Raw genomic sequence first — 19,601 nt, forward strand, 5'->3', positions numbered from 1 at the left:
TCAACCCCGCGTTCGATGTGACGGTGCTGCACTTACGCCTAGCGTCGCTGGCATGTCTATTTCTAAAGCTGTTCCCCGGACGGCGTCGCGCCGCCGAAAAATCGCCTTTCTCATCGCCGGCGGCCTGGTCGCGCTGGCTCTGCTCACCGCCTCTCCGAACGTTCTTGCCCCCTGGATGGTGGTGAACATCGAAGGCCAGGCGAACCCAGCGGACCTGCGCTGGGACCATGCCCTCGAGGGCGGCGTCGACGTCCTGGTAGTGGTGTGCCTCGTGGCATCGTTGGCTCGGCCAGCTCAGTCGGCGCTGCTGGTGCAATACCTGCTCTGCGCAACAGTGTTGGCAGCGGCGGTAATCGTGCCGTTCAGTGCGCTATTCCTTATTAATGTCGCGCTGCTCCTGCTCGTCCCACTGACCTATCCCTATCGACGTGAACTGTTCTCTCTCAAGTCGCGGCATGGACCGTCGGTCGCGATGCTCGCGGTGGCGGTGGTAGCTGCTGCCGTGCTTCTGCCGATCGCGGTGCAGGCTCTGCGGACCCAGGCGACCCTGCTCCGCGGGCAAGGATCGGACTTCAATGTGTTGGCCACCAACGCGGAGCACCTGATGCTGCTCGCTTTCGCCGGTCTACTAGCTGCGACCCGCCGGCCCGGCTGGCAGGTGATCGCATTCGGGGTGGCTGCGACCTACGCCTACCTCGCCGCCGCTTCGATGCTGCTGCCGAACCAGCCGCACAGCTGGGGCGTGGCCGGCGGTGTGGCGTCGCTCCTGGCAGCAGCAGCCTTCGGGATCGCCGTGACTGCGGCATCACGTCCTGTCGGCCCCGACGCTCACGGATCCCGGACAGGGAGCGCTGACGCGGGGCCGCCTGGCTGGGCACAGCCCTAGGTCGGGTGGCGCGCCCGACAGTGTGCTGGTTCACGACATCCCGGACTCCTGTCTCACGACATGCCGGACTGATGTCTCCAGAGATCCCGGAATGAAGTGCTGCCCGCGCTGAGCTTTGGCGGTCATGACATCGAACAGATTGCTGATCACCGCGATGGTGGTCGAGAACCGTCCTGTCGGTGCAGTCGCTGCCACTTACGGTGTGTCAACCTCGTGGCTCTATGAACTGCTGACCCGCTACCGCTGTGAAGGAGACGCGGTCTTCGAGCCCCGCTCCCGACGGCCCGCCTCCAACCCGAACGCGACGCCCGTAGAGGTTGTGGACCTTATCGCGCGGCTCCGCAAGGAACTGGCCGACCAAGGCCTGGACGCCGGACCGGAGACCATCGCCTGGCACCTGGCCCACCACCACGGCACCCGTGTCCCGGGCCACCGTGGCCCGACACCTCACCGCCCGCGGCATGGTCACCCCAGAACCGAAGAAGCGCCCGAAGTCGTCCTACATCCGGTTCGAAGCCGCGATGCCCAACGAGTGCTGGCAGTCCGACTTCACCCACTACCGACTCGCCCGACCCGACGGCCGACCCGGCGCCGACACCGAGATCCTGACCTGGCTCGACGACTGCTCCCGGTTCGCCCTGCAGACACCGCCCACCACCGGGTCACCGGCTCGATCGTGCTCATCGAGTTCCGCAGAACCGTTGCCACACACGGCATCCCGACCTCCACACTGACCGACAATGGGATGGTGTTCACCACCCGCCTGGCCGGCGGCAAAGGAGGCCGCAACCCGCTCGAGACCGAGCTGCGCCGACTGGGCGTGGACCAAAAAACGGCCGCCCCTGGCACCCCCAGACCCAGGGCAAGGTCGAACGATTCCAGCAGACCATGAAGAAGTGGCTCCGCGCCCAACTCGACCAGCCCGCGACCATAGCCGACCTCCAGACCCTGCTCGACCGCTTCACCCAGGACTACAACCAGCGACGGCCGCACAGATCCTTGGAGCATCGAGCCACGCCGGCCACGATCTACACCAGCCGACCCAAGACCACCCCCGGCGACCGCACCGACGACACCCACGACCGGACCCGCCACGACCGCATCGACAAGTCCGGCAAGATCACCCTGCGCCACGGCGGGACGCTCTACTCCATCGGCATCGGCCGAACCCACGCCCGAACCCGCGTCATCGTCCTAGCCCGAGACCGCGACATCCGCATCATCGACACCGCCACCGGAGAACTCCTCCGCGAACTGGCCCTCGACACAACCCAGCGCTACCAAGGAACCGGCCAACCACCCGGCCCCACCCGCTAAAACCAACGACGGCCGAACCCACATCTATGGGTTCGGCCGTCCGCGATGTCCTGAGACATCACACTGGCGCGCCCGGCAGGATTCGAACCTGCGACCAACGGATTAGAAGGTGGACGGACAGCGTTGGCACGCCTGATATCGCGGAACTCTGACCTACTCCATTGCGCTCGCTGTCGACTCTGGCTGACTTCTATGGCCACAACTGGAGAGAGATTCCCAGCGGTCGGTAGCTGGGCGCAGCTCGGCAATCGTTCCGAGCTGCGGCACGTTGCCCGATTCGGACAGCACATGGACCAAGCTCCTGGTCCGCAGGAACGACGCACCGTGGCGGCGGGAGCGGTCTCCTCCACCCCGCTACGCAGCAGCAGGTCGAACCGCTCCGTCGTCGTCGACCCGCCACAGTGCTGGTAGGCGTGACATCGACACCGTCCGCGTCCGGGACGATGCTGGATGGGATGTTGATAAGCGGACGTCGACGTCTCCCGGGCACCGTGCAGCCGGGGGTCTCGTCACACTGCAACCCCTGCCGAGCTCACTCAGCGGCCGACATGCCGATCGACAAGGAGTTCTCGGTGAATAGTGCAATGACCTTCGCGGTGGCCGCCGTTGCCTCGGTAGCTTTGCTCGCCGGGTGTGCGACGTCCCAGGAGAGCCGGACGAAGCAGTCTTCGAACACGTTGTCGACGCCGTCGACAACGCCGCCGCAGGGCAAGCGACCGGCGTTGAGCACGACGAAGCCCACCAAGCCAGTCAAGATCGCGATCATCGCGATCGAGAACAACCCGTTCTTCGGGCAGGTGAAGACCGGATATGACGCGGTCAAGCCCAAGATCGAAGCCGCCGGCGGTACAGTCGACTGGATCAACGCCGGTACCGAGGTGACGGTCGACAGCGTCGGTGACGCGATCAACGCCGCCGTCGCCGACGGCTACGATGCCATCGCCGCGCTGATGCCCGGTGACGGTATCTGTACCTACGTTCGGAAGGCGAACGCCGAGGGCGTGCTCTTAGCTGCATACAACGGCAATGCGTCCTGCGCCCAGAGCTCAGGTGCTCTCTTCTTCCACGGCCAGGATCTTCGCGCGGCCGGCATGCAGGCGGGGAAGCTGATGTGCACTGCCACGAAGGGCCTGGCCAGCGCGACCAAGCCCGGTGTCATCGGCGTCGAGACCGAGTCGTTCACATTCCAGGCGCTCGAAGAGCGCCGACTTGGGTTCCTTGACGGACTCAAGCAAAACTGCCCGTGGGTGACCCAGTCCGGTGGTGGCGTCGAGTACCAAGAGTCGACCGACCGGGTGGCGTCGGTGACGCGTGACTACATGACCTCCACTAAGAACCTCGTCGGGATCTACGTGACCGGCGGCAATCCTCAGGTCGCGGCCCAGACCGTGGCGTCGGCGGGCAAGACATCGACGGTCAAGGTGATCGGCTTCGACTTCACCGCGGAAAACGTGGCCCAGATCAAGGCCGGCAATATGTACGCAGCTATCGGCCAGGATCCGTACGGCCAGTCCTACGACACCATCGTCTGGCTGTACAACGCGCTGGTCGACAAGCAGAAGCCGTCGCCCGACTACTTCATCCCAACGGCGGCCGTTGTCGGGACCCAGGCCAACATCACCACGGTCTCGGCCGCGACGTAGCCCGTCGTGTCCATCGACACCCGGCTCGCGGTGCGTACCGCCGGCCTTGGCGCCAGCCCACGTTCAGCTCGCTGCTGTCCGGAGCCAGACCTGCAATGTCGTGCCCTCACCCGGTGGGCTGTGCACGGTGATCGTTCCGCCGAGCGCCTCGACCCGGTCGGTGAGCCCGGTCAGCCCGGAGCCGTTGGCCGGATCCGCGCCGCCGATGCCGTCGTCGTGCACGGTCAGCCGCAGGCGGCCGTCCACCACGTCGACCGCAACCCGTATGGCCGTGGGTCGCGCGTGTTTGGCGGCATTGGTCAGCGCCTCTGCGACAACGTAGTAGGCCGCGACCTCGACAGAGTCCGGGAGGCGGCCGTCGAGGGTGATGTCGAGTTCGACCGGGAGCGGCGAGCGGCGGACCAGCGCCTTGAGCGCTAGATCCAGGCCGCCTTTGGCAAGCAACGCCGGGTGAATGCCGCGGGAGATCTCCCGCAGGTCGTCCAGCGCCGCGACCATGCCGTCGGCGATGTTAGCCAGCTCAGTTCTCAGCTGGGACTGCGTGTCGGGGACGCTTGCCAGCGTGTTGCGCACGTCGAGCGCGAGTGAGACGAGCCACTGCTGGGTGCCGTCGTGCAGGTCGCGCTCGATGCGGCGGCGGATGTCGTCGGTGGCCGCCACCATGCGCGCCCGCGACGCCGTGAGGTCGGCCCGCGCCTGGGTGTTGGCGATGGCGGTGCCGACGAGGTCGGTGAAGTCGGCCAGCCGCAGCTCGATGCCCGAAGGCAGCGGCTTGTCCGCCTTGGAGAACGCAACCATCGCGCCCCAGAGCCGCCCCTCCACCGTGATCGGGGCTCCGACGGCCGAACGGACGCCGCTCTTGCGGGCGATCGTGGCGATAGACCCGGGAGCGTCTTCGTACTCGATGCGCGCCGGCCTGCCGCTGCTGCGCACCAGAGCTGCGATGTTCCGCCCATCCAGGGCGATCCTCGTGCCCGCCGGGACGATCGTCGGCTCACCCCAACTGGCCACGCTGGTCGCCGTCCCGTCGGCCTCGTACCGCATCAAGCGCGTGCCGTCGACGTCCAGCAGCCGGCCCACCTCCTCGTTGACCGCGCGGAAGATGTTCTCCGGCGGGGTGCCCTCGGCGACGAGGGTGGCGACCCGGCGCAGGGCGGCCTGCTCTTCAAGCAGATTGGCGAGCTCCGATTGGCTGCGCTGCTGCGCGCTCGCCATGGTGTTGAAAGACTTCTCGAGCACTCCGATCTCGGCGACTCCGGTCGTCGGCATGCGGGTCGACAGATCGCCGCTCGCGAGTCGGTGAGCCATCGCGGACGCCTGGCGGACTGGTCGTACGATCACCCGGCTCAGATAGGTGGCGAAGAAGCCGACCAGCACGCCGGTCCCGCCCAGCCCAGCGATCGCGGCGATCGTCGCCTGGTTGGCGTTTTCACGCGCGCGGTCATCGCGCTCCGCGGCGACTTGCTGCTCGGTCTGCTCCAGCGTGTTGCAGTCCGACCGGATATCGTCGAACTTCACCTTGCCTAACTGCGCCCTTTCCACACTGCGCGCGGCCGGATCGCCGCGTTCCGCCGCCGCTACGAGCGGCCGGAAATAGTCCCGGATGTATGCTTCGCCTTTGATTTTGATCGCCCGTGCTGTTCCTGACACGTGGATCGCAGTCAGCCTCGCGGGCGCCTCGTTCTGTTCCGGAATCGTGGTGAGGTCGACAAGCTCGCTGCTGGCCACTGCAAAACCGGCTTCGCCGGCGTGTGCCGGTTGCAGGAATTGGTCTTCGCCAGTCAGCAAGTAGCCGCGGGTTCCGGTTTCGATATCGACTAGGAGTCGCTCGACCCGATTTGAGGCGGCCAGCACCTCCTGGGAGTGTCGAGCCAACTGAGCCGAGCTCCGCTGATCACGGATCGCCAGCAGCAATACGGCGAATGCGGCGGTAGTCAGCAGCGTGAGCAGCCCGCTGGCGATGATCATGCGGCGAGTCAGGCCGCCGCGCACGGTGGCTTACCTCCTGAGCGGCGCGACATGTGACCACCCCACCGCATGCGGCCAACCGCTCTGTTTGCAGAGGGGCGGGATGCGGGACAGATAACGTGACTTAGCGCCGAGAGGGCCCCTCTGGGAGCCGGATGCGGGTCATCGTCGTGGACGATCATGCGCCCCTGGTGCACGAGCTTGTCTCGGCGCCCCGGGGCGATCCGCTGGCCGTTCTTAGCCCGCGGGAGCGGGAGGTACTTTCTTTGATGGCTGAGGGGCGCTCCAATACAGGCATCGGCCGCCAACTGTGGGTGACCGAGGGCTAACTCGAGAAGCACGTACACGGCATCCTCACCAAGCTGGCGCTGCCCGAGACTGTCGATGATCATCGACAGGTGCTCGCCGTGGTCACAATTCTTGAGGCGCGCTAGCGGCTACCACTGATCCCCAACATTGTCGCAGATCAAGGCATGGATAGCGCTGGCTGACAGAGACGACTTTGCCGGGAATCCGGCCGCTGGGCTGTCCGGGACGAGCTCTTCCACGTTTTCCCACGACTCCTCGGCGCGCACAATCCGCCCGCCACCACCGGCGGGTCACATCAGTACGCCAGCCGCGGCGAGGCTGTTCGGCCGGAGCGTCTCGGGCCCCGGAGCTTGCCGCCAGGGGCGGATTCCCGCCGTGCGCGATGAGTACGGCACGTACTGGTACAAGCAAGAGCACCTTGAGAGTGCGCCGAGCGTGGCTAATCGCGGACGCGAACGATCGAGGCCGAGGTTGTCGACCCCGCATGCCACTCGGTCCATAACCTGTGGCTTGGGTATGCCCGGCGGATCCGGCCTTCAGCGGTATTGAGCACTCGACCTTTCGTCGGGGTGCGCTAGCCAGCCTCACCCCGCGACGTGGTGTCATCCGGCCAGGTGCGCTGCTGACTCAATAGCGCTGATTGGCCCGGTTAGACCGCACTTCGCACCATGAATAGCCCCATGCGGGACCGAGACCTGAGGGGTCGACGAGTGTCGATGTGCGACTGACCTGGGCTTTTGGGTGGCGCGCCCGGCAGGATTCGAACCTGCGACCAACGGATTAGAAGTCCGACGCTCTATCCAGCTGAGCTACGGGCGCATTGCCGGGGGTGAGCCGCGGCACGGATCAGAGTCTCTCAGATGGTGGGCCGATCGCGCTCGTGGGTTCCTTGGTGGGTCGGGCGCGGGAGCGGCCGTCTGGGGCGCCGGCGGGGCGTCCGGAGTACGGAAAGATCGGGAAACCCGGTGTTGCGGGCCGCACGGGGAGTAAGAAGTACAGGGTTGTCGTTCCATCCCGGTAACGCTGCGTGGGCGGTCCTGTGACCGTGAAGGCTCTACAACTAGGCTTCGGGCATGAGTTACCCCTCAGGAGGCCCAGCGCAGTCGCCACAAGCGGCGGCCGGGTCGGCTTACCCGCCCGGTGGCCCGTACCCGCAACCGAACGCACTGGGGACCCATCCGGTCCCCGGGCAGCGACGGAACAAGGGCATCCTGATCGGCATCGTGATCGCGGTCGTGTTCGCGATCGCCGGGTTGCTGATCTTCGGGATCGTGGCGAAGTCGACCGGCTCCGGCGGCTTCGCCTGGGGACTCGTGTTCGCGTTCGTGCCAGTCATCCCTGTGATCGCGCTCTATCTCTGGCTGGACCGCTACGAGCCGGAGCCGGCCAAGTACATCCTCTTCGCGCTCTGCTGGGGTGCGTTCATCGCGACGCTGGCGGCCATCTTCATCAACACCGAGGTGGCGGACCTGCTCAAGGAGTCACAGGGCGGCGGCAACCGGTCCGCGGTGTTCGTGGCGCCGCCGGTGGAGGAGTTCGCGAAGGGCTCCGTGATCCTGCTGCTGGCGCTGGTCCGGCGCAAGGAGTTCGACGGGATCATCGACGGCCTTGTGTACGCCGGCATGGTGGGCGTCGGCTTCGCCTTCACCGAGAACATCCTGTACTACGGGCGCATCTTCCACGAGCTCTCCCAGGAGGCCGGCAGCGACGCGGGTCTGCGCGGCGCATTCGTGCTGTTCGTGATCCGCGGGTTGATCTCCCCGTTCGCCCATCCGCTGTTCACCTCCTTCACCGCGATCGGCATCGGGGTTGCGATCCGGCATCGGAACACGGCGGTTCGGTATCTGGCGCCGATCGTCGGGTACCTGGCTGCGGTGCTTGCGCATGGGCTCTGGAACGGTGGTGCCAGCTGGGCCGGTGGCGGCGGCTTCATCACCGTGTACCTCTTCCTGATGGTGCCGATCTTCATCGGCATGGTGGTCTTCGCCCTGGTGATGCGCTCCCGCGAGGGGCAGATGATCGCGTCCCGGCTGTACGACTACGTGCGCTTCGGCTGGCTGATCCCACAGGACGTGCCGCTGATCGCGACGCTGCGCGGCCGTAAGGCGCTCCGCCAGAACGCCAAGCGGTACGGCGTACAGGCCGAGACCGCGGCGAAGGCGTTCCAGCAGAACGCGACGGAACTTGCTTACCTGCGGGACAAGATCGTCCGCCAGGTGATCGGCCCGGAGGCGCTGGAGACCGAGAAGCGACTGCTCGACGAGCTCCGGGCGCGGCGGGCGAGTGTGCCGTTCCCGCCGATGCCGGCGTTCGCGCAGGCCGTTCCGCGGGTTCCTCCTTCGGTGTACGGCGGTCCTGTCGGTCCGGTGGGCCCGGGTGCTCCCGGTCCGATGCCGGGCGGGCCTGCTCCCATGCCGGGTCCGGGTGGTGCGCCGATCCCGGGTGCGCCGATGCCGGGTGGGCCGATGCCGGGCGGTCCGGTTCAGGGTCCGGGTGGGCCCGTGCCGGGGGGATATCCGCCCGGACAGGGTGGGTACCCGCCGCCCCAGCCTGGGTATCCGTCGGGGCAACCCGGCTACCCAGCGGGCCAGCCCGGTTACCCGCCGGGACCCCCTGGTCCGCAAGGATCGCCGGGAGGATACGGTCCCTATCCACCGTCGCAGTGACATACCGCCCGTCCACGCCGCCAAACGGGATGATGATGACTTTGCTTCAGCGCTGTCCGACCGGGCACTCTGTGCTCGTGGGCGGAAGCCGTGGCTGACACCAGGTCAGCAGCTGGTGAGGGTTCGGAACGCTCCGATGAGCGCAGGGTTCCGGCCCAGGATCAGCCTGCCCAGGAGCTGGCGAAGTTGATTGGCGATTCCGATGCCAAGGGCAAGGGTTTCTGGCGCCGCTTGCGTAAGTCGAAGACAGCAGACCCCAGTACTACGTCTGCCGCGCCCAGTACTACGTCAGCCGAGCCCGCGGCCAAGTCGTCCGAGCCTGCTGAAGAAGCTGCCGAGGGCAAGCAGACGGAGTCCGTTGAGACCACAGCTGCGGCGACGCCGGCTGAGGCGGCGCCGGCCGACGGAGACAAGGTTGCCTCCGAGGACAGGAAGTCGGCTGACGACGAGAGTGTCGCTGCTGCCGACAAGCAGGCCGAGTCGAAGACAACCGACGGCGAAGGTGAACTCGGCAAGGCAGAAGCAAGCAAGTCGACAGATGTCGGGCCGTCAGCCGCCGAGTCTGGGGGCGCCGGGGATGAAACAACTCAGGCTCCCACCGCTGAAGCGGACGCCGGTACGGCTGAGACTGCAGACGAGCCGGGCTCTGAAGAGTCGAGTGCTGACGGTTCGGTTGCGGACGATGCGGCCGAGGTAGAGGCCCAGGGCAACGATGGTGACGTCCAGGTAGAGGCGCAGGGCAACGATGTCGAGTCCGAGGGAGAGCAGCCTGGGGGCGTGGAGGCCGTTGCCGCGGAGGCCGTTGCGGATCAGGCCGCCCCAGGAGAAGAGCCTGCCGCTGCTGAGACTCCGGAGTCCGCTGACGAATCTGCGGGGGAGCCCACCGCCGAACCGGTGCAAGAACATCGCCCGACGGTCGGCGTGGTCTACGAACCCGATGAGTCGACGGACGCTTTCCCGATGGAATACGGCGACATCATCATCGGTCTGCCCAAGCCGCCGGACCCCGACAAGCGCACCAAGCGCGCGCCTGAAACAGCCTCAACCACGGACCCTGCGAACGACCCCGAGTCCGCCGCAGACCGCGGTGAATCGTCCGTGTCCGCCGAGCCGGAGCCCGAGCCGCCCGCAGACGCTGAGCATGCCGCCTCCGAGCATGGCGACTCTGAGCATGCCGGCTCTGAGCATGACGTCTTCGAGCACCCCGCTGAGGCCGAGGCGACGGCGGAAGCTGAACACGCCCCCGAGACCTCCGCTCAGTCAGAGGCCGGGGAGCTCTCCGAGCCCGTCACCGACCAGGGTGTCGAGGCTGCCGGCGACGTTCCCGCGGACCCTGCCGCAGAGGACTCGGTCGACCCGGAAGACGATCAGCCCACCGACGCTGCAACCGAGGGCGCCAACCAGCCCGTCGCCGACCAGAGCGGCGAGTCGACCGGAGACGGTCCGGCCGACACTGTTGCCGAGGATCCCGCAGAGCCGCAAGCCGAAGAAGACGCAGAGCCTGTGGGAGACGCTCCTGCCACCGAGGAAGCTGGCGAGGCTGCTGAGTTGGTTGCGGGCGAGGCTGGCACCGCGGCCGACGAAGGTGCGGAACCCGCTGCCGACGAAGCCCAGTCCGCTGGTGAGGACGACGCCGAGCCAAGTGCAGACGAAGCCGGGCCAAGTGTTGACGCCGCCGAGTCCGGGGCTGAGGAAGCTGCCGAGGCTGGCGCTGGTGCAGCGGCTGTGGCTGGTGCCGCGGACCCGCTTGCTGCGGACGACGCGCAGTCGGATGCTGCGGAACGCGTCAAGGCGGGTACCGGGGAAGGCGTGGAGGGCGCGGACGTAGTACTGACTGAGAGTGAGGCGGCGGAGCAGGCTGCTACTGAGCAGGCTGCCATGGCGCTGATCACCGCGCTGATGCGGCTTCGGGGTGCGCTTGCGAGCAGCAAGTTGCCGATTGATGTCGTGGGTGCCGACGAGGCGCGACAGCAGCAGAAGGAGATGCTCGACCAGCTCGACGACTACATCCTGCCGCGGCTGGTGCAGCTCGAGGCGCCGGTGCTCGCTGTCGTCGGTGGTTCGACCGGCGCCGGCAAGTCCACCCTGGTCAACTCGCTGATCGGGCAGGTCGTCAGCGAGCCCGGCGTACTCCGGCCGACCACCCGGTCGCCGGTACTGATCCACAACCCGGTCGACGCCGAGTGGTTCACCGGCGATCGCGTACTACCCGGCATGGCCCGTTCCAGCGGCGACAAGCCGGGTGGGACGGAGGATCCGGGGCAGATCCGTTTGGTTGCCGCTGACACCGTTCCGCAGGGCCTCGCGATCCTCGATGCGCCGGACATCGATTCGGTCGTCGAGGCGAACCGCGAGCTCGCGACCCAGTTGCTGGCAGCTGCCGACCTCTGGTTGTTCGTGACGACAGCTGCCCGGTACGCCGATGCCGTCCCGTGGGACTTCCTGCAGAGCGCGTCAGACCGCAGTACTGCGGTCGCGGTGGTGCTGGACCGCGCGCCGGCGGACACGATCGACGACATCACCGGGCACCTGGCGCAGATGCTGCTCGAGCGCGGCCTGGGTGATTCGCCGTTGTTCAGCATCAAGGAGACCGTTGTCGACGGCAACGGCATGTTGCCGCCCGAGATAGTTGCCTCGATCAAGGACTGGCTGATCGACCTGGCGGCTGACGCCGAGGCCCGCACGGCCGTAGTACGGCGTACTCTGCACGGCGCCGTCACCGCTATGACGAAGAAGACGCCCGCCTTCGTAACCGCAGTACGGGCCCAGGCCGACACCATCGTGGAACTGAGGTCGAACGCGGAGGCGGCGTACGACCGTGCGGTCAAGGATGTCGCCAAGGCCACGCAGGACGGGACGATGCTGCGCGGCGAGGTTCTCGCGCGCTGGCAGGAGTTCGTCGGCACTGGCGAGCTGCTGAAAGGCCTGCAGACCAACGTCGGGCGCGTCCGTGACAAGGTCAAGGCCGCGGTTGTTGGCAAACCGCCGCCGACCCGGGATCTCAACGATGCCGTCGAGTCCGGCCTCGAGTCGCTGTTGCGCGAGCACGCCGAGGAAGCGGCGGAGCGGGCCGAGGAGTCGTGGCAGTCGTTGGCCGCGGGTCGGCAGTTGCTGGCTTCCGGCGACCGTGACATGGGGCGCATGTCGAAGGAGTTCCCTGCCGCCGCTGCGAAGGCTGTGCGCGACTGGCAGGGCAACGTGCTCGACCTGGTACGCAAGGAAGGCGCAGAGAAGCGGTCCACCGCCCGGATCCTTGCCTACGGCGTCAATGGGCTTGGCCTGGCGCTGATGATCGTCATCTTCGCCAGTACTGCGGGCATCACCGGCGCCGAGGTCGGTGTCGGTGCCGGGACCGCGGTGGTCGGCCAGAAGTTGCTCGAAGCTGTCTTCGGCGACCAGGCGGTCCGCAGCCTGGCACGCAAGGCGCGCGAGGACCTTGACGGTAGGGTTCACGCGTTGATGGATGCCGAATTCGCCCGCTACCTGGCAGTGCTCGACCAGCATCCGGTCGATCCCGACGCACCCAGGCGACTGACGGAGGCCGCGCGCGCGGTGGAGGACTGCACGTGACGGGAATCGTGGATACGGTCAAGGGTCTGGTGAGGGGCTCGACCGATGTCCTGACCAAGATCGAGGCGCTCGAGGATGCCACCGAGGCAGGCCAAGGCCGGCTGGACCCGGTGGTGCTGAGTGAGGCTTCGCAGATCGTGGACCGGGCCGGTCAGCGGCTCAGGATGTCCGGCGACCTGACAGTGGTGGCTCTGGCCGGTGCGACCGGCTCGGGGAAGTCATCGCTGTTCAACGCACTCACCGGTCTCGACCTGGCGGCTATCGGTACGCGCCGCCCGACCAGCTCGATGCCGCTGGCCTGCGTGTGGGGCGAGGAGCCCGCCGGTGAGCTGCTGAACTGGCTGGGGATCCCGCGCCGTCACCAGGTCGCGCACCGAAGCTCGCTGGAAGATGCGCAGTCGGAGGACCTCGACGGGCTCGTCCTGCTCGACCTGCCGGACCACGACTCGACCGAGGTGGAGCACCGGCTGATCGTGGACCGCCTGGTCGAGCTGGTGGATCTGCTGGTGTGGGTGGTGGACCCGCAGAAGTACGCGGATGCCGCATTGCACAACCGCTACATCAAGCCGTTCGCGTCGCACTCGTCCGTGATGGTGTTCGCACTGAACCACGCGGACAAGCTGTCCGAGGAACAGCGCGACAGCTGCGTAGCGGACCTCACCCGCCTGCTGAAGTCGGACGGCCTGAAGTCGCCAACGATTGTGGCCACCTCGGCGGTGAGTGGCGCCGGCCTCAATGACCTGCGCGGCCTGCTGGTCAACCGAGTGAACGCCAAGCGAGCCGCTCGCGAGCGCCTTGCCGCCGACGTGGACCGCGTGGCTGACCGGATGGCAAGCCAATGCGGCAACGCGAAGACGCCAGAGATCGCCAAGTCAGACATCACCGAGCTGGTGGACGCCTTGGCAGACGCCAGCGGAGTCCCTGTCGTCGTGGAGGCCGTACGGCGGTCCTACCTGCAGCGTGCTCGTGCAGCGACGGGCTGGCCCGTCACCAAGTGGCTCGGGCGGTTCAAGCCGGATCCACTGCGGCGGCTGCACCTGGACCAGTTACCCAAGCAACAGAGCAAGGCATTGCGGAAGTCCGCCTCCAACGAGGTGTCGATCGCACGCTCATCGTTGCCCGCGGCAACACCTGTGCAGCGGGCACGGATGGACACAGCGGTCCGGAACATCACCAACAAGGCAGCAGCAGGCTTGTCCCGGCCGTGGGCTGACTCCGTCCGTACGGCGATCCGCCGTCGCGAGGAGACTCTCGGCGATGAGCTGGACCAGGCAGTAGCGCGTACTGACCTCGGCGCGAACACCAACCCGGGTTGGTGGGGCGTGGCTCGCTTCCTGCAGTGGCTGCTTTTCCTTGTAGCGCTGGGCGGAGCGGTGTGGCTCGCAGTCCTTGCGGTGCTTGGCTATCTGCAGCTCAACGATCCGCCGCTGCCCAAGTGGCAGGGGATCCCGATCGCGACGCTCATGCTGATCAGCGGCGCCTTGCTGGGCGTCGTTGTGTCCATCGCCTGCAGGCTGTTCGCGAGCAGCGGAGCCAACCGCCGCGCCCGACTGGTCGCGAAGGCGCTGCGCTCCGAACTGGAGAAGGTGGCCGAGAGCCACGTAGTCGCCCCGGCCCGCGAAGAGCTGGAGGCGTACACCATCTGCCGCGACAAACTAGCGATCGCCCGCCGCTAGCCCGTACTACAGGACGCCGCCGGGGGCGAACTGGGCCAAGGAGGCCTGGGCGGCCGCCATGATCTCCTCCTCCGTGGCTGCGCCTGATTCGCGGACGACCTGGAGCCAGGCGCGGACCGACTGCTCGGAGAACTTCAGCGCCTCGGGGGAGTTCGCCAGCTCCTGCGGGTCGTGTCCCTCTTCGATCTCACCCGCCAGGTAGATGGCGAGGCCGAGCAAGGCGCCGTCCCAGCCGGGACCGACATAGAGGGCGCCGACGGCTCCGCCGGCCATGTCGGCGCTGACGGAGTGCTCCAGCTCGAACTCGGTCGTCTGGTCCGGGCCCGGCGTCAGGCGGACCTCGACCAGGCTGGTCGGCCCACCGAAGGTCACCTTGAAACGCTTCGGCTGCTCGCATTCGAGGATGTCGCCGCCTGCGTTGCCCTCCAGCTGGAAGCTGCCGCCGACCTTCAGTTCGCCGCTGACGGGCAGGAACCACCGACGCAATCGCTCCGGATCGGTGAGCGCGTCCCACACCTCCTCCGGCTCTGCGGGGTAGGTGCGTCGCATCAGCACAATGACCTCCTCGCCGGTCTGGTTGACCTGGCGATGGATCGCGTTGATCTGCTCCAGGATGTCGATCACTGGTCTTCCTCTCGTCGCTGGCTTCGGCCCTAGACTGCCGTCCTTCGCTTATATAAGTCAAGGCTGAGATAGTTATCCCCAGCCCCAGAAGTCGTCCGACGGATCAGCGCGCGCGGCGTGCATCTTCTCTGGTGACAGCACTTCTGCGACTGAAGGGAAGGTGAACGGACATGAGCGTCGGTGAGACCTATCTGACCGTGCAGGGCCGGGTCGGCGGCGACGTCAAGTTCAAGGAGGTGTCGGGCAAGGTGGCCCTGGCCTCCTTCCGCCTCGGCACGACGCCGCGGCAGTTCGACAGGGCCACGGGGGGCTGGACCGACCGGCCGACCGCTTGGTTCACGGTCGAGTGCTGGCGAACGCTCGCCGAGAACGTGAACGACTCCTTGCGGCGAGGGCAGCCGGTGGTGGTGACCGGCCGCCTGAAAACCACGGAGTGGGTCGAGGAGGGAGAGAAGAAGAGCAGGACGGTGATCGACGCGTTCTCGGTCGGCCACGACCTGGCCAGGGGGACGACGACGTTCACCAAGAACCCGCCTCGGCCGCAGTCGGTGGATGGGACGTCGCTGGACGACGAGATGCGGGAGCTGTCCGGCGATGCGGAGACCGGCGATCCGGCTGCCGAGGACAGCCCGTTCACGGCAGAGGAGGTCGCCGCGATGCACGGCGGTGGGTCCGAGCAGCAAGCGCCCGAACGGCAAGCCGCCTGACCCGGCCGGGACCATCTCGCCGATCAGAGGTCCGCACGGTCCCGCTGACTCCTGCCGGGTTCTCAACTCCTCGGTCCACCTCCTTGCCTACATCGCCTTGGCGGCGGTCGCGGCGAGAACCGGCGCCTCTGTCGGGTGAGGCTCCGGTTGGGAGTCGGTGGGGCTCACCGCATAGGCTCTAGGTCATGGCGGAATTCATCTACACCCTTCGCAACGTCCGGAAAGCACACGGCGACAAGGTCGTTCTCGACAACGTCACGCTGAACTTCCTGACCGGCGCGAAGATCGGCGTGGTCGGGCCCAACGGCACCGGTAAGTCCTCGCTGTTCAAGATCATGGCGGGGCTGGACCAGCCCTCGAACGGTGAGGGCCGGCTGGCCGAGGGCGCGACAGTAGGGATCCTGCTGCAGGAGCCCCCGCTGACCGAAGGCAAGACAGTGCTCGAGAACGTCGAGGAAGGGGTCGGTGACACCAAGGCGAAGCTGAACCGCTTCAACGAGATCTCCGCCGAGCTCGCGGACCCCGACGCCGACTACGACACGTTGCTGGCCGAGATGGGTGACCTGCAGACCGAGCTGGATCACCGCAACGCGTGGGATGTCGACGCGCAGCTCGAGCAGGCGATGGACGCGTTGCGCTGCCCGCCGGCCGACGCGCTGGTGGACAACCTGTCCGGTGGTGAGCGCCGGCGGGTGGCACTGTGCAAGCTCCTCCTGCAGCAGCCCGACCTGCTGCTCCTCGACGAGCCCACCAACCACCTGGACGCGGAGTCTGTGCTCTGGCTGGAGCAGCACCTGCAGAAGTACCCGGGTGCCGTCCTGGCGATCACCCACGACCGGTACTTCCTGGACAACGTGGCCGAGTGGATCCTGGAGCTCGACCGCGGGCGCACCTACGGGTATGAGGGCAACTACTCGAAGTACCTGGAGACCAAGCAGGAGCGGCTGGTCGTCGAGGGCCGCAAGGACGCGAAGCGGCAGAAGATCCTGGAGCGTGAGCTCGAGTGGGTCCGGTCCAACGCGAAGGCTCGCCAGACCAAGAGCAAGTCCCGGCTCGCCCGGTACGAGGAGCTCGCGGCCGAGGCCGAGCGCTCGAGGAAGTTGGACATCGACGAGATCAACATCCCGCCGGGCCCGCGACTGGGCAGCACGGTTCTCGAGGTCGACAAGCTCGAGAAGGGCTTCGGTGATCGCAAGCTGATCGACGGCCTGAGTTTCTCGCTGCCGCGAGCCGGCATTGTCGGCGTGGTCGGCCCGAACGGGGTCGGCAAGTCGACCCTGTTCCGGATGATCGTCGGCGAGGAGACTCCCGACAAGGGCACCTTGCGACTCGGCGATACGGTCCGGATCTCGTACGTCGACCAGTCGCGCGGCGGGCTGGACCCGAAGAAGACCGTCTGGCAGATGGTGTCCGACGAGCTCGACTACATCAAGGTCGCGAACTTCGAGATGCCGAGCCGCGCGTACGTGGCGTCGTTCGGGTTCAAGGGACCGGACCAGCAGAAGCCGACCGGCGTGCTGTCCGGTGGTGAGCGGAACCGGCTGAACCTGGCCCTGACGCTGAAGATGGGCGGCAACCTGCTGCTGCTCGACGAGCCGACCAACGACCTGGACGTCGAGACGCTGCAGTCACTGGAAGATGCGCTGCTGGAGTTCCCGGGCTGTGCAGTGGTGATCTCCCACGACCGGTGGTTCCTGGATCGCGTCGCCACCCACATCTTGGCGTGGGAGGGGACCGACGAGGATCCCTCCAAGTGGTTCTGGTTCGAGGGCAACTTCGCTTCCTACGAGGCGAACAAGATCGAGCGCCTCGGCGCCGAAGCCGCCCGCCCCCACCGAGTCACCTACCGCAAACTGACCCGCGACTGATCCACCCCCACACTGATCCACCCGCACACCCCACGGCCACGAGCTGGGTCAGCAGCCTGATCATTGGCCCGGCCAGGGAGAACGGTCAAGCCCGGTCAGCGGCCCGGTCAGCAGCCTGGTCAGTGGCCCGGCCAGGAGAACGGTCAGCACCCCGGTCAGTGGCCGGTCAGTCTCCTGGTCAACCGGCCAGGAGAACGGTCAAGAGCCTGATCACTGGCCCGGTCAGCGGGGTTGGGTCAGCTGGTGGGCGTTGGGTTGGGGTGGGTCAGTTCCAGGTCGTAGGCGAGGATGACCGCTTGGATTCGGTCGCGGGCTCCGATTTTGGAGAGGACCCGGCCTACGTGGGTTTTGACGGTCGACTCCGACAAGGTCAGGCGTTCGGCGATCTCGGCGTTGGTCCAGCCTCGGCCGACGGCGACCAGGATCTCGCGTTCGCGGTCCGTGAGGGTGCTCAGCTTCGGGTTGTCTTGCGGGTGCTGGCTACGGCTGGGGAGATGGTGGACGTAGGCGTCCAGGAGGCGGCGGGTCAGGGCGGGCGCGATGATGGCGTCTCCGGCGGCGACCGCGCGAATTCCGCCGAGGAGCTCTTCGGGGCGGGCGTCCTTGAGCAGGAAGCCGCTGGCTCCGGCGCGTAGTGCGGCGTGGGCGTATTCGTCGAGGTCGAACGTGGTCAAAACGAGCACGCGGGAGCGACCACCGTTCGCGACGATCTGGCGGGTCGCCTCGATGCCGTCCATGCCGGGCATCCGCACATCCATGAGGACCACGTCCGGGCGCAGCTCGGCCGCCTGCCGGACGGCCTCGGAGCCGGTCGCGGCCTCACCAGCCACCTGGGTGTCGGGGACCGACTCGAGCAGCATGCGGAACCCGAACCGCTGCAACGGTTGGTCGTCCACGATGAGCACGGTCGTCACGAAAGACCTCCGAGCGAGCTAGGCAGGGGAGTGAGGCCGGCTGCAGGCGTCGTGAAAGCACCGTCGCGGGAGGGGTGCAGTGCGGTGAGCTCCAGTCCTGTTTGGACTGTCCAGCCGCCGCCGGGGCGGGGGCCTGCCGTAACGGTTCCGCCGTACAGGGCTGCGCGTTCTTTCATGCCGATGATTCCGTGACCGTCCTCAGTTGGTGGTTCCGGCGGGCCGAAGGAGCGTGGGCCCGTGTCCTGGATGCGGATGTCCAGGGTGTGGCCGGCGACGTTCAGGGACACGAGTGCGTCGGTGTCGGGGCCGGCGTGCTTGAGGGAGTTGGTGAGGGCCTCTTGCACGATGCGGTAGGCCGCGAGTTGTACGCCGCGGTCGAGGGTGTCGACGTCGCCGGCCGTGCGATAGGTGATGCTCGGGCCGGCGGCACGGATGCGGCTGCAGAGGGCGTCGATGTCGGCGATGCCTGGCTGCGGGCTGAGTTGAGGCGCGTCGGTGTGCTCGCGTAGCGCGCCCAGCGTGCGCCGGAGTTCGCTCATCGCCTCGCGACCGGTCTCGCTGATCAGCTTGAGAGCTTCGGCGCCTCGGTCGGGGGTGACGCCGGCTGCGTACGCGCCGCCGTCGGCGAGAGTGATCATGACAGACAAGTTGTGGCCGACGATGTCGTGCATCTCTCGTGCGACCCGGGTGCGTTCGCTGGCCGCGGCCAGCCTGCTCCGCTGGTCGCGCTCGATCTCCAGCCGGGCCGCGTGCTCCCGCAGAGCCGCTAGCTGTGAGCGCCTGATGCGTACGACCAGCCCTAGAGCGATGGCTGCCGTCGCGGCGCTGACCAGGAAGAACATCGCCTCTGTCACCGATGCCACGTCGGAGATCCGTACGCCGACCAGACTCAGCGCGCCCACGGTGATGGCGCTGGCGGTGAGGAGTTGGCGCAGCCGTCCATGCAAGGTCAGGCTGTAGAGCGCGACGAGCAGGGCGATGTCCGCGCGCAGGAAAGCCTCCTGCGACCACTGCAGCACGAACACAGTGGCGATGGCGACGAATGCAACGAACGGAGCCCGCCGCCGCAAGATGAGGGGCAGCACCAGGCCGACCTGCAAGGCGAGCGTCTCGGGTAGCGGCAACTGCGCGAAGACGTTGGTCAGCTCGCGCCGATCGCCGCCGTGGACGAGGTCCGGCACGCAGAACAGCAGGAAGACGACCAGTACTACCGCGGTGTCCAGCACCCACGGCCTGGTCCGGTCCGCCTGCCGCAGCCGCTGACCGATCCGGCCGAAGCGGAGGACCAGGGGGTGCGTCCACAGGGGATCCGCGGCGGGCGGATGGCTGGGAAGGCTGACGGTCACAGTGGTCACCTTTCCATTGTGTGCCGCAGCGCCAGCGCGGTACCTGAGTGAGCTAAGTACCGCGCTGGCGGCCAGGAGGGACGGCAGTCTGTGTCAGGTGCTGAGCA

At 67.2% G+C, this 19,601-nt stretch carries 12 protein-coding genes, 1 tRNA gene and 1 pseudogene; 9 read left to right on the forward strand and 5 right to left on the reverse strand.

Annotated elements, in window-relative coordinates; genetic code table 11:
* Positions 1 to 52 precede the first annotated feature (52 nt).
* The 3 genes and pseudogenes from ABD210_RS05595 (at position 53) to ABD210_RS05605 (ending at position 3,846) form a co-directional block, all read left to right on the forward strand.
* Positions 53 to 886 (forward strand): hypothetical protein, encoded by an 834-nt coding sequence (locus ABD210_RS05595; protein ID WP_344109512.1) that lies wholly within the window; start codon positions 53 to 55, stop codon positions 884 to 886.
* An 885-nt stretch (positions 887 to 1,771) separates the two neighbouring features.
* Positions 1,772 to 2,203 (forward strand): annotated as a pseudogene (locus ABD210_RS05600) (integrase core domain-containing protein); the annotation flags it as partial.
* A gap of 572 nt (positions 2,204 to 2,775) precedes the next feature.
* Positions 2,776 to 3,846, forward strand: coding sequence for a sugar ABC transporter substrate-binding protein (locus ABD210_RS05605; RefSeq protein WP_344109515.1), 1,071 nt, complete (start codon positions 2,776 to 2,778; stop codon positions 3,844 to 3,846).
* Between the two features lie 63 nt (positions 3,847 to 3,909).
* On the opposite strand, the gene ABD210_RS05610 is transcribed toward ABD210_RS05605, so the two are convergent.
* Positions 3,910 to 5,838: a sensor histidine kinase gene (locus ABD210_RS05610; RefSeq protein WP_344109517.1), complete on the reverse strand. Its 1,929-nt coding sequence runs from the start codon at positions 5,836 to 5,838 to the stop codon at positions 3,910 to 3,912.
* 131 nt (positions 5,839 to 5,969) lie between these two features.
* On the opposite strand from ABD210_RS05610, the gene ABD210_RS05615 reads away from it, so the two are divergent.
* On the forward strand, positions 5,970 to 6,143 hold the full coding sequence (locus ABD210_RS05615) for a LuxR C-terminal-related transcriptional regulator (protein WP_344109519.1): 174 nt from the start codon (positions 5,970 to 5,972) through the stop codon (positions 6,141 to 6,143).
* Between the two features lie 722 nt (positions 6,144 to 6,865).
* Here the strand turns inward: ABD210_RS05615 and ABD210_RS05620 are convergent.
* Positions 6,866 to 6,942, reverse strand: a tRNA-Arg gene (locus tag ABD210_RS05620).
* Between the two features lie 254 nt (positions 6,943 to 7,196).
* On the opposite strand from ABD210_RS05620, the gene ABD210_RS05625 reads away from it, so the two are divergent.
* The 3 genes from ABD210_RS05625 to ABD210_RS05635 all read left to right on the forward strand — a co-directional run bounded on the left by ABD210_RS05625 (position 7,197) and on the right by ABD210_RS05635 (position 14,035).
* A complete protein-coding gene (locus ABD210_RS05625; RefSeq protein WP_344109521.1) occupies positions 7,197 to 8,789 on the forward strand; it encodes a PrsW family intramembrane metalloprotease in 1,593 nt (530 codons plus the stop codon).
* 90 nt (positions 8,790 to 8,879) lie between these two features.
* Positions 8,880 to 12,359: an AAA family ATPase gene (locus ABD210_RS05630; RefSeq protein WP_344109523.1), complete on the forward strand. Its 3,480-nt coding sequence runs from the start codon at positions 8,880 to 8,882 to the stop codon at positions 12,357 to 12,359.
* Complete coding sequence (locus ABD210_RS05635) at positions 12,356 to 14,035, forward strand: GTPase (RefSeq protein WP_344109525.1); 1,680 nt, start codon at positions 12,356 to 12,358, stop codon at positions 14,033 to 14,035. Before ABD210_RS05630 ends, ABD210_RS05635 begins: the two co-directional genes overlap by 4 nt.
* A gap of 6 nt (positions 14,036 to 14,041) precedes the next feature.
* Here the strand turns inward: ABD210_RS05635 and ABD210_RS05640 are convergent, their stop codons facing one another.
* Positions 14,042 to 14,659, reverse strand: a complete 618-nt coding sequence (locus tag ABD210_RS05640) for an SRPBCC family protein (protein ID WP_344109527.1) — start codon at positions 14,657 to 14,659, stop codon at positions 14,042 to 14,044.
* A gap of 170 nt (positions 14,660 to 14,829) precedes the next feature.
* On the opposite strand from ABD210_RS05640, the gene ABD210_RS05645 reads away from it, so the two are divergent.
* Both ABD210_RS05645 and ettA read left to right on the forward strand, forming a co-directional pair.
* Positions 14,830 to 15,366: a single-stranded DNA-binding protein gene (locus ABD210_RS05645; protein WP_344109529.1), complete on the forward strand. Its 537-nt coding sequence runs from the start codon at positions 14,830 to 14,832 to the stop codon at positions 15,364 to 15,366.
* 185 nt (positions 15,367 to 15,551) lie between these two features.
* Positions 15,552 to 17,234, forward strand: a complete 1,683-nt coding sequence (gene ettA, locus ABD210_RS05650; protein ID WP_344109532.1) for an energy-dependent translational throttle protein EttA — start codon at positions 15,552 to 15,554, stop codon at positions 17,232 to 17,234.
* A 236-nt stretch (positions 17,235 to 17,470) separates the two neighbouring features.
* Here the strand turns inward: ettA and ABD210_RS05655 are convergent, their stop codons facing one another.
* Together ABD210_RS05655 and ABD210_RS05660 are read right to left on the reverse strand one after the other, a co-directional pair.
* The gene (locus ABD210_RS05655) at positions 17,471 to 18,148 is read right to left on the reverse strand and encodes a response regulator (RefSeq protein WP_344109534.1); all 678 of its coding nucleotides are present in this window, start codon (positions 18,146 to 18,148) and stop codon (positions 17,471 to 17,473) included.
* Positions 18,145 to 19,503, reverse strand: coding sequence for a sensor histidine kinase (locus tag ABD210_RS05660; protein ID WP_344109537.1), 1,359 nt, complete (start codon positions 19,501 to 19,503; stop codon positions 18,145 to 18,147). The genes ABD210_RS05655 and ABD210_RS05660 overlap by 4 nt, the downstream gene beginning before the upstream one ends.
* Between the last annotated feature and the right edge of the window lie 98 nt (positions 19,504 to 19,601).

The sequence above is a fragment of the Kribbella alba genome (genome assembly GCF_039529635.1).
Lineage (GTDB): Bacteria > Actinomycetota > Actinomycetes > Propionibacteriales > Kribbellaceae > Kribbella > Kribbella alba.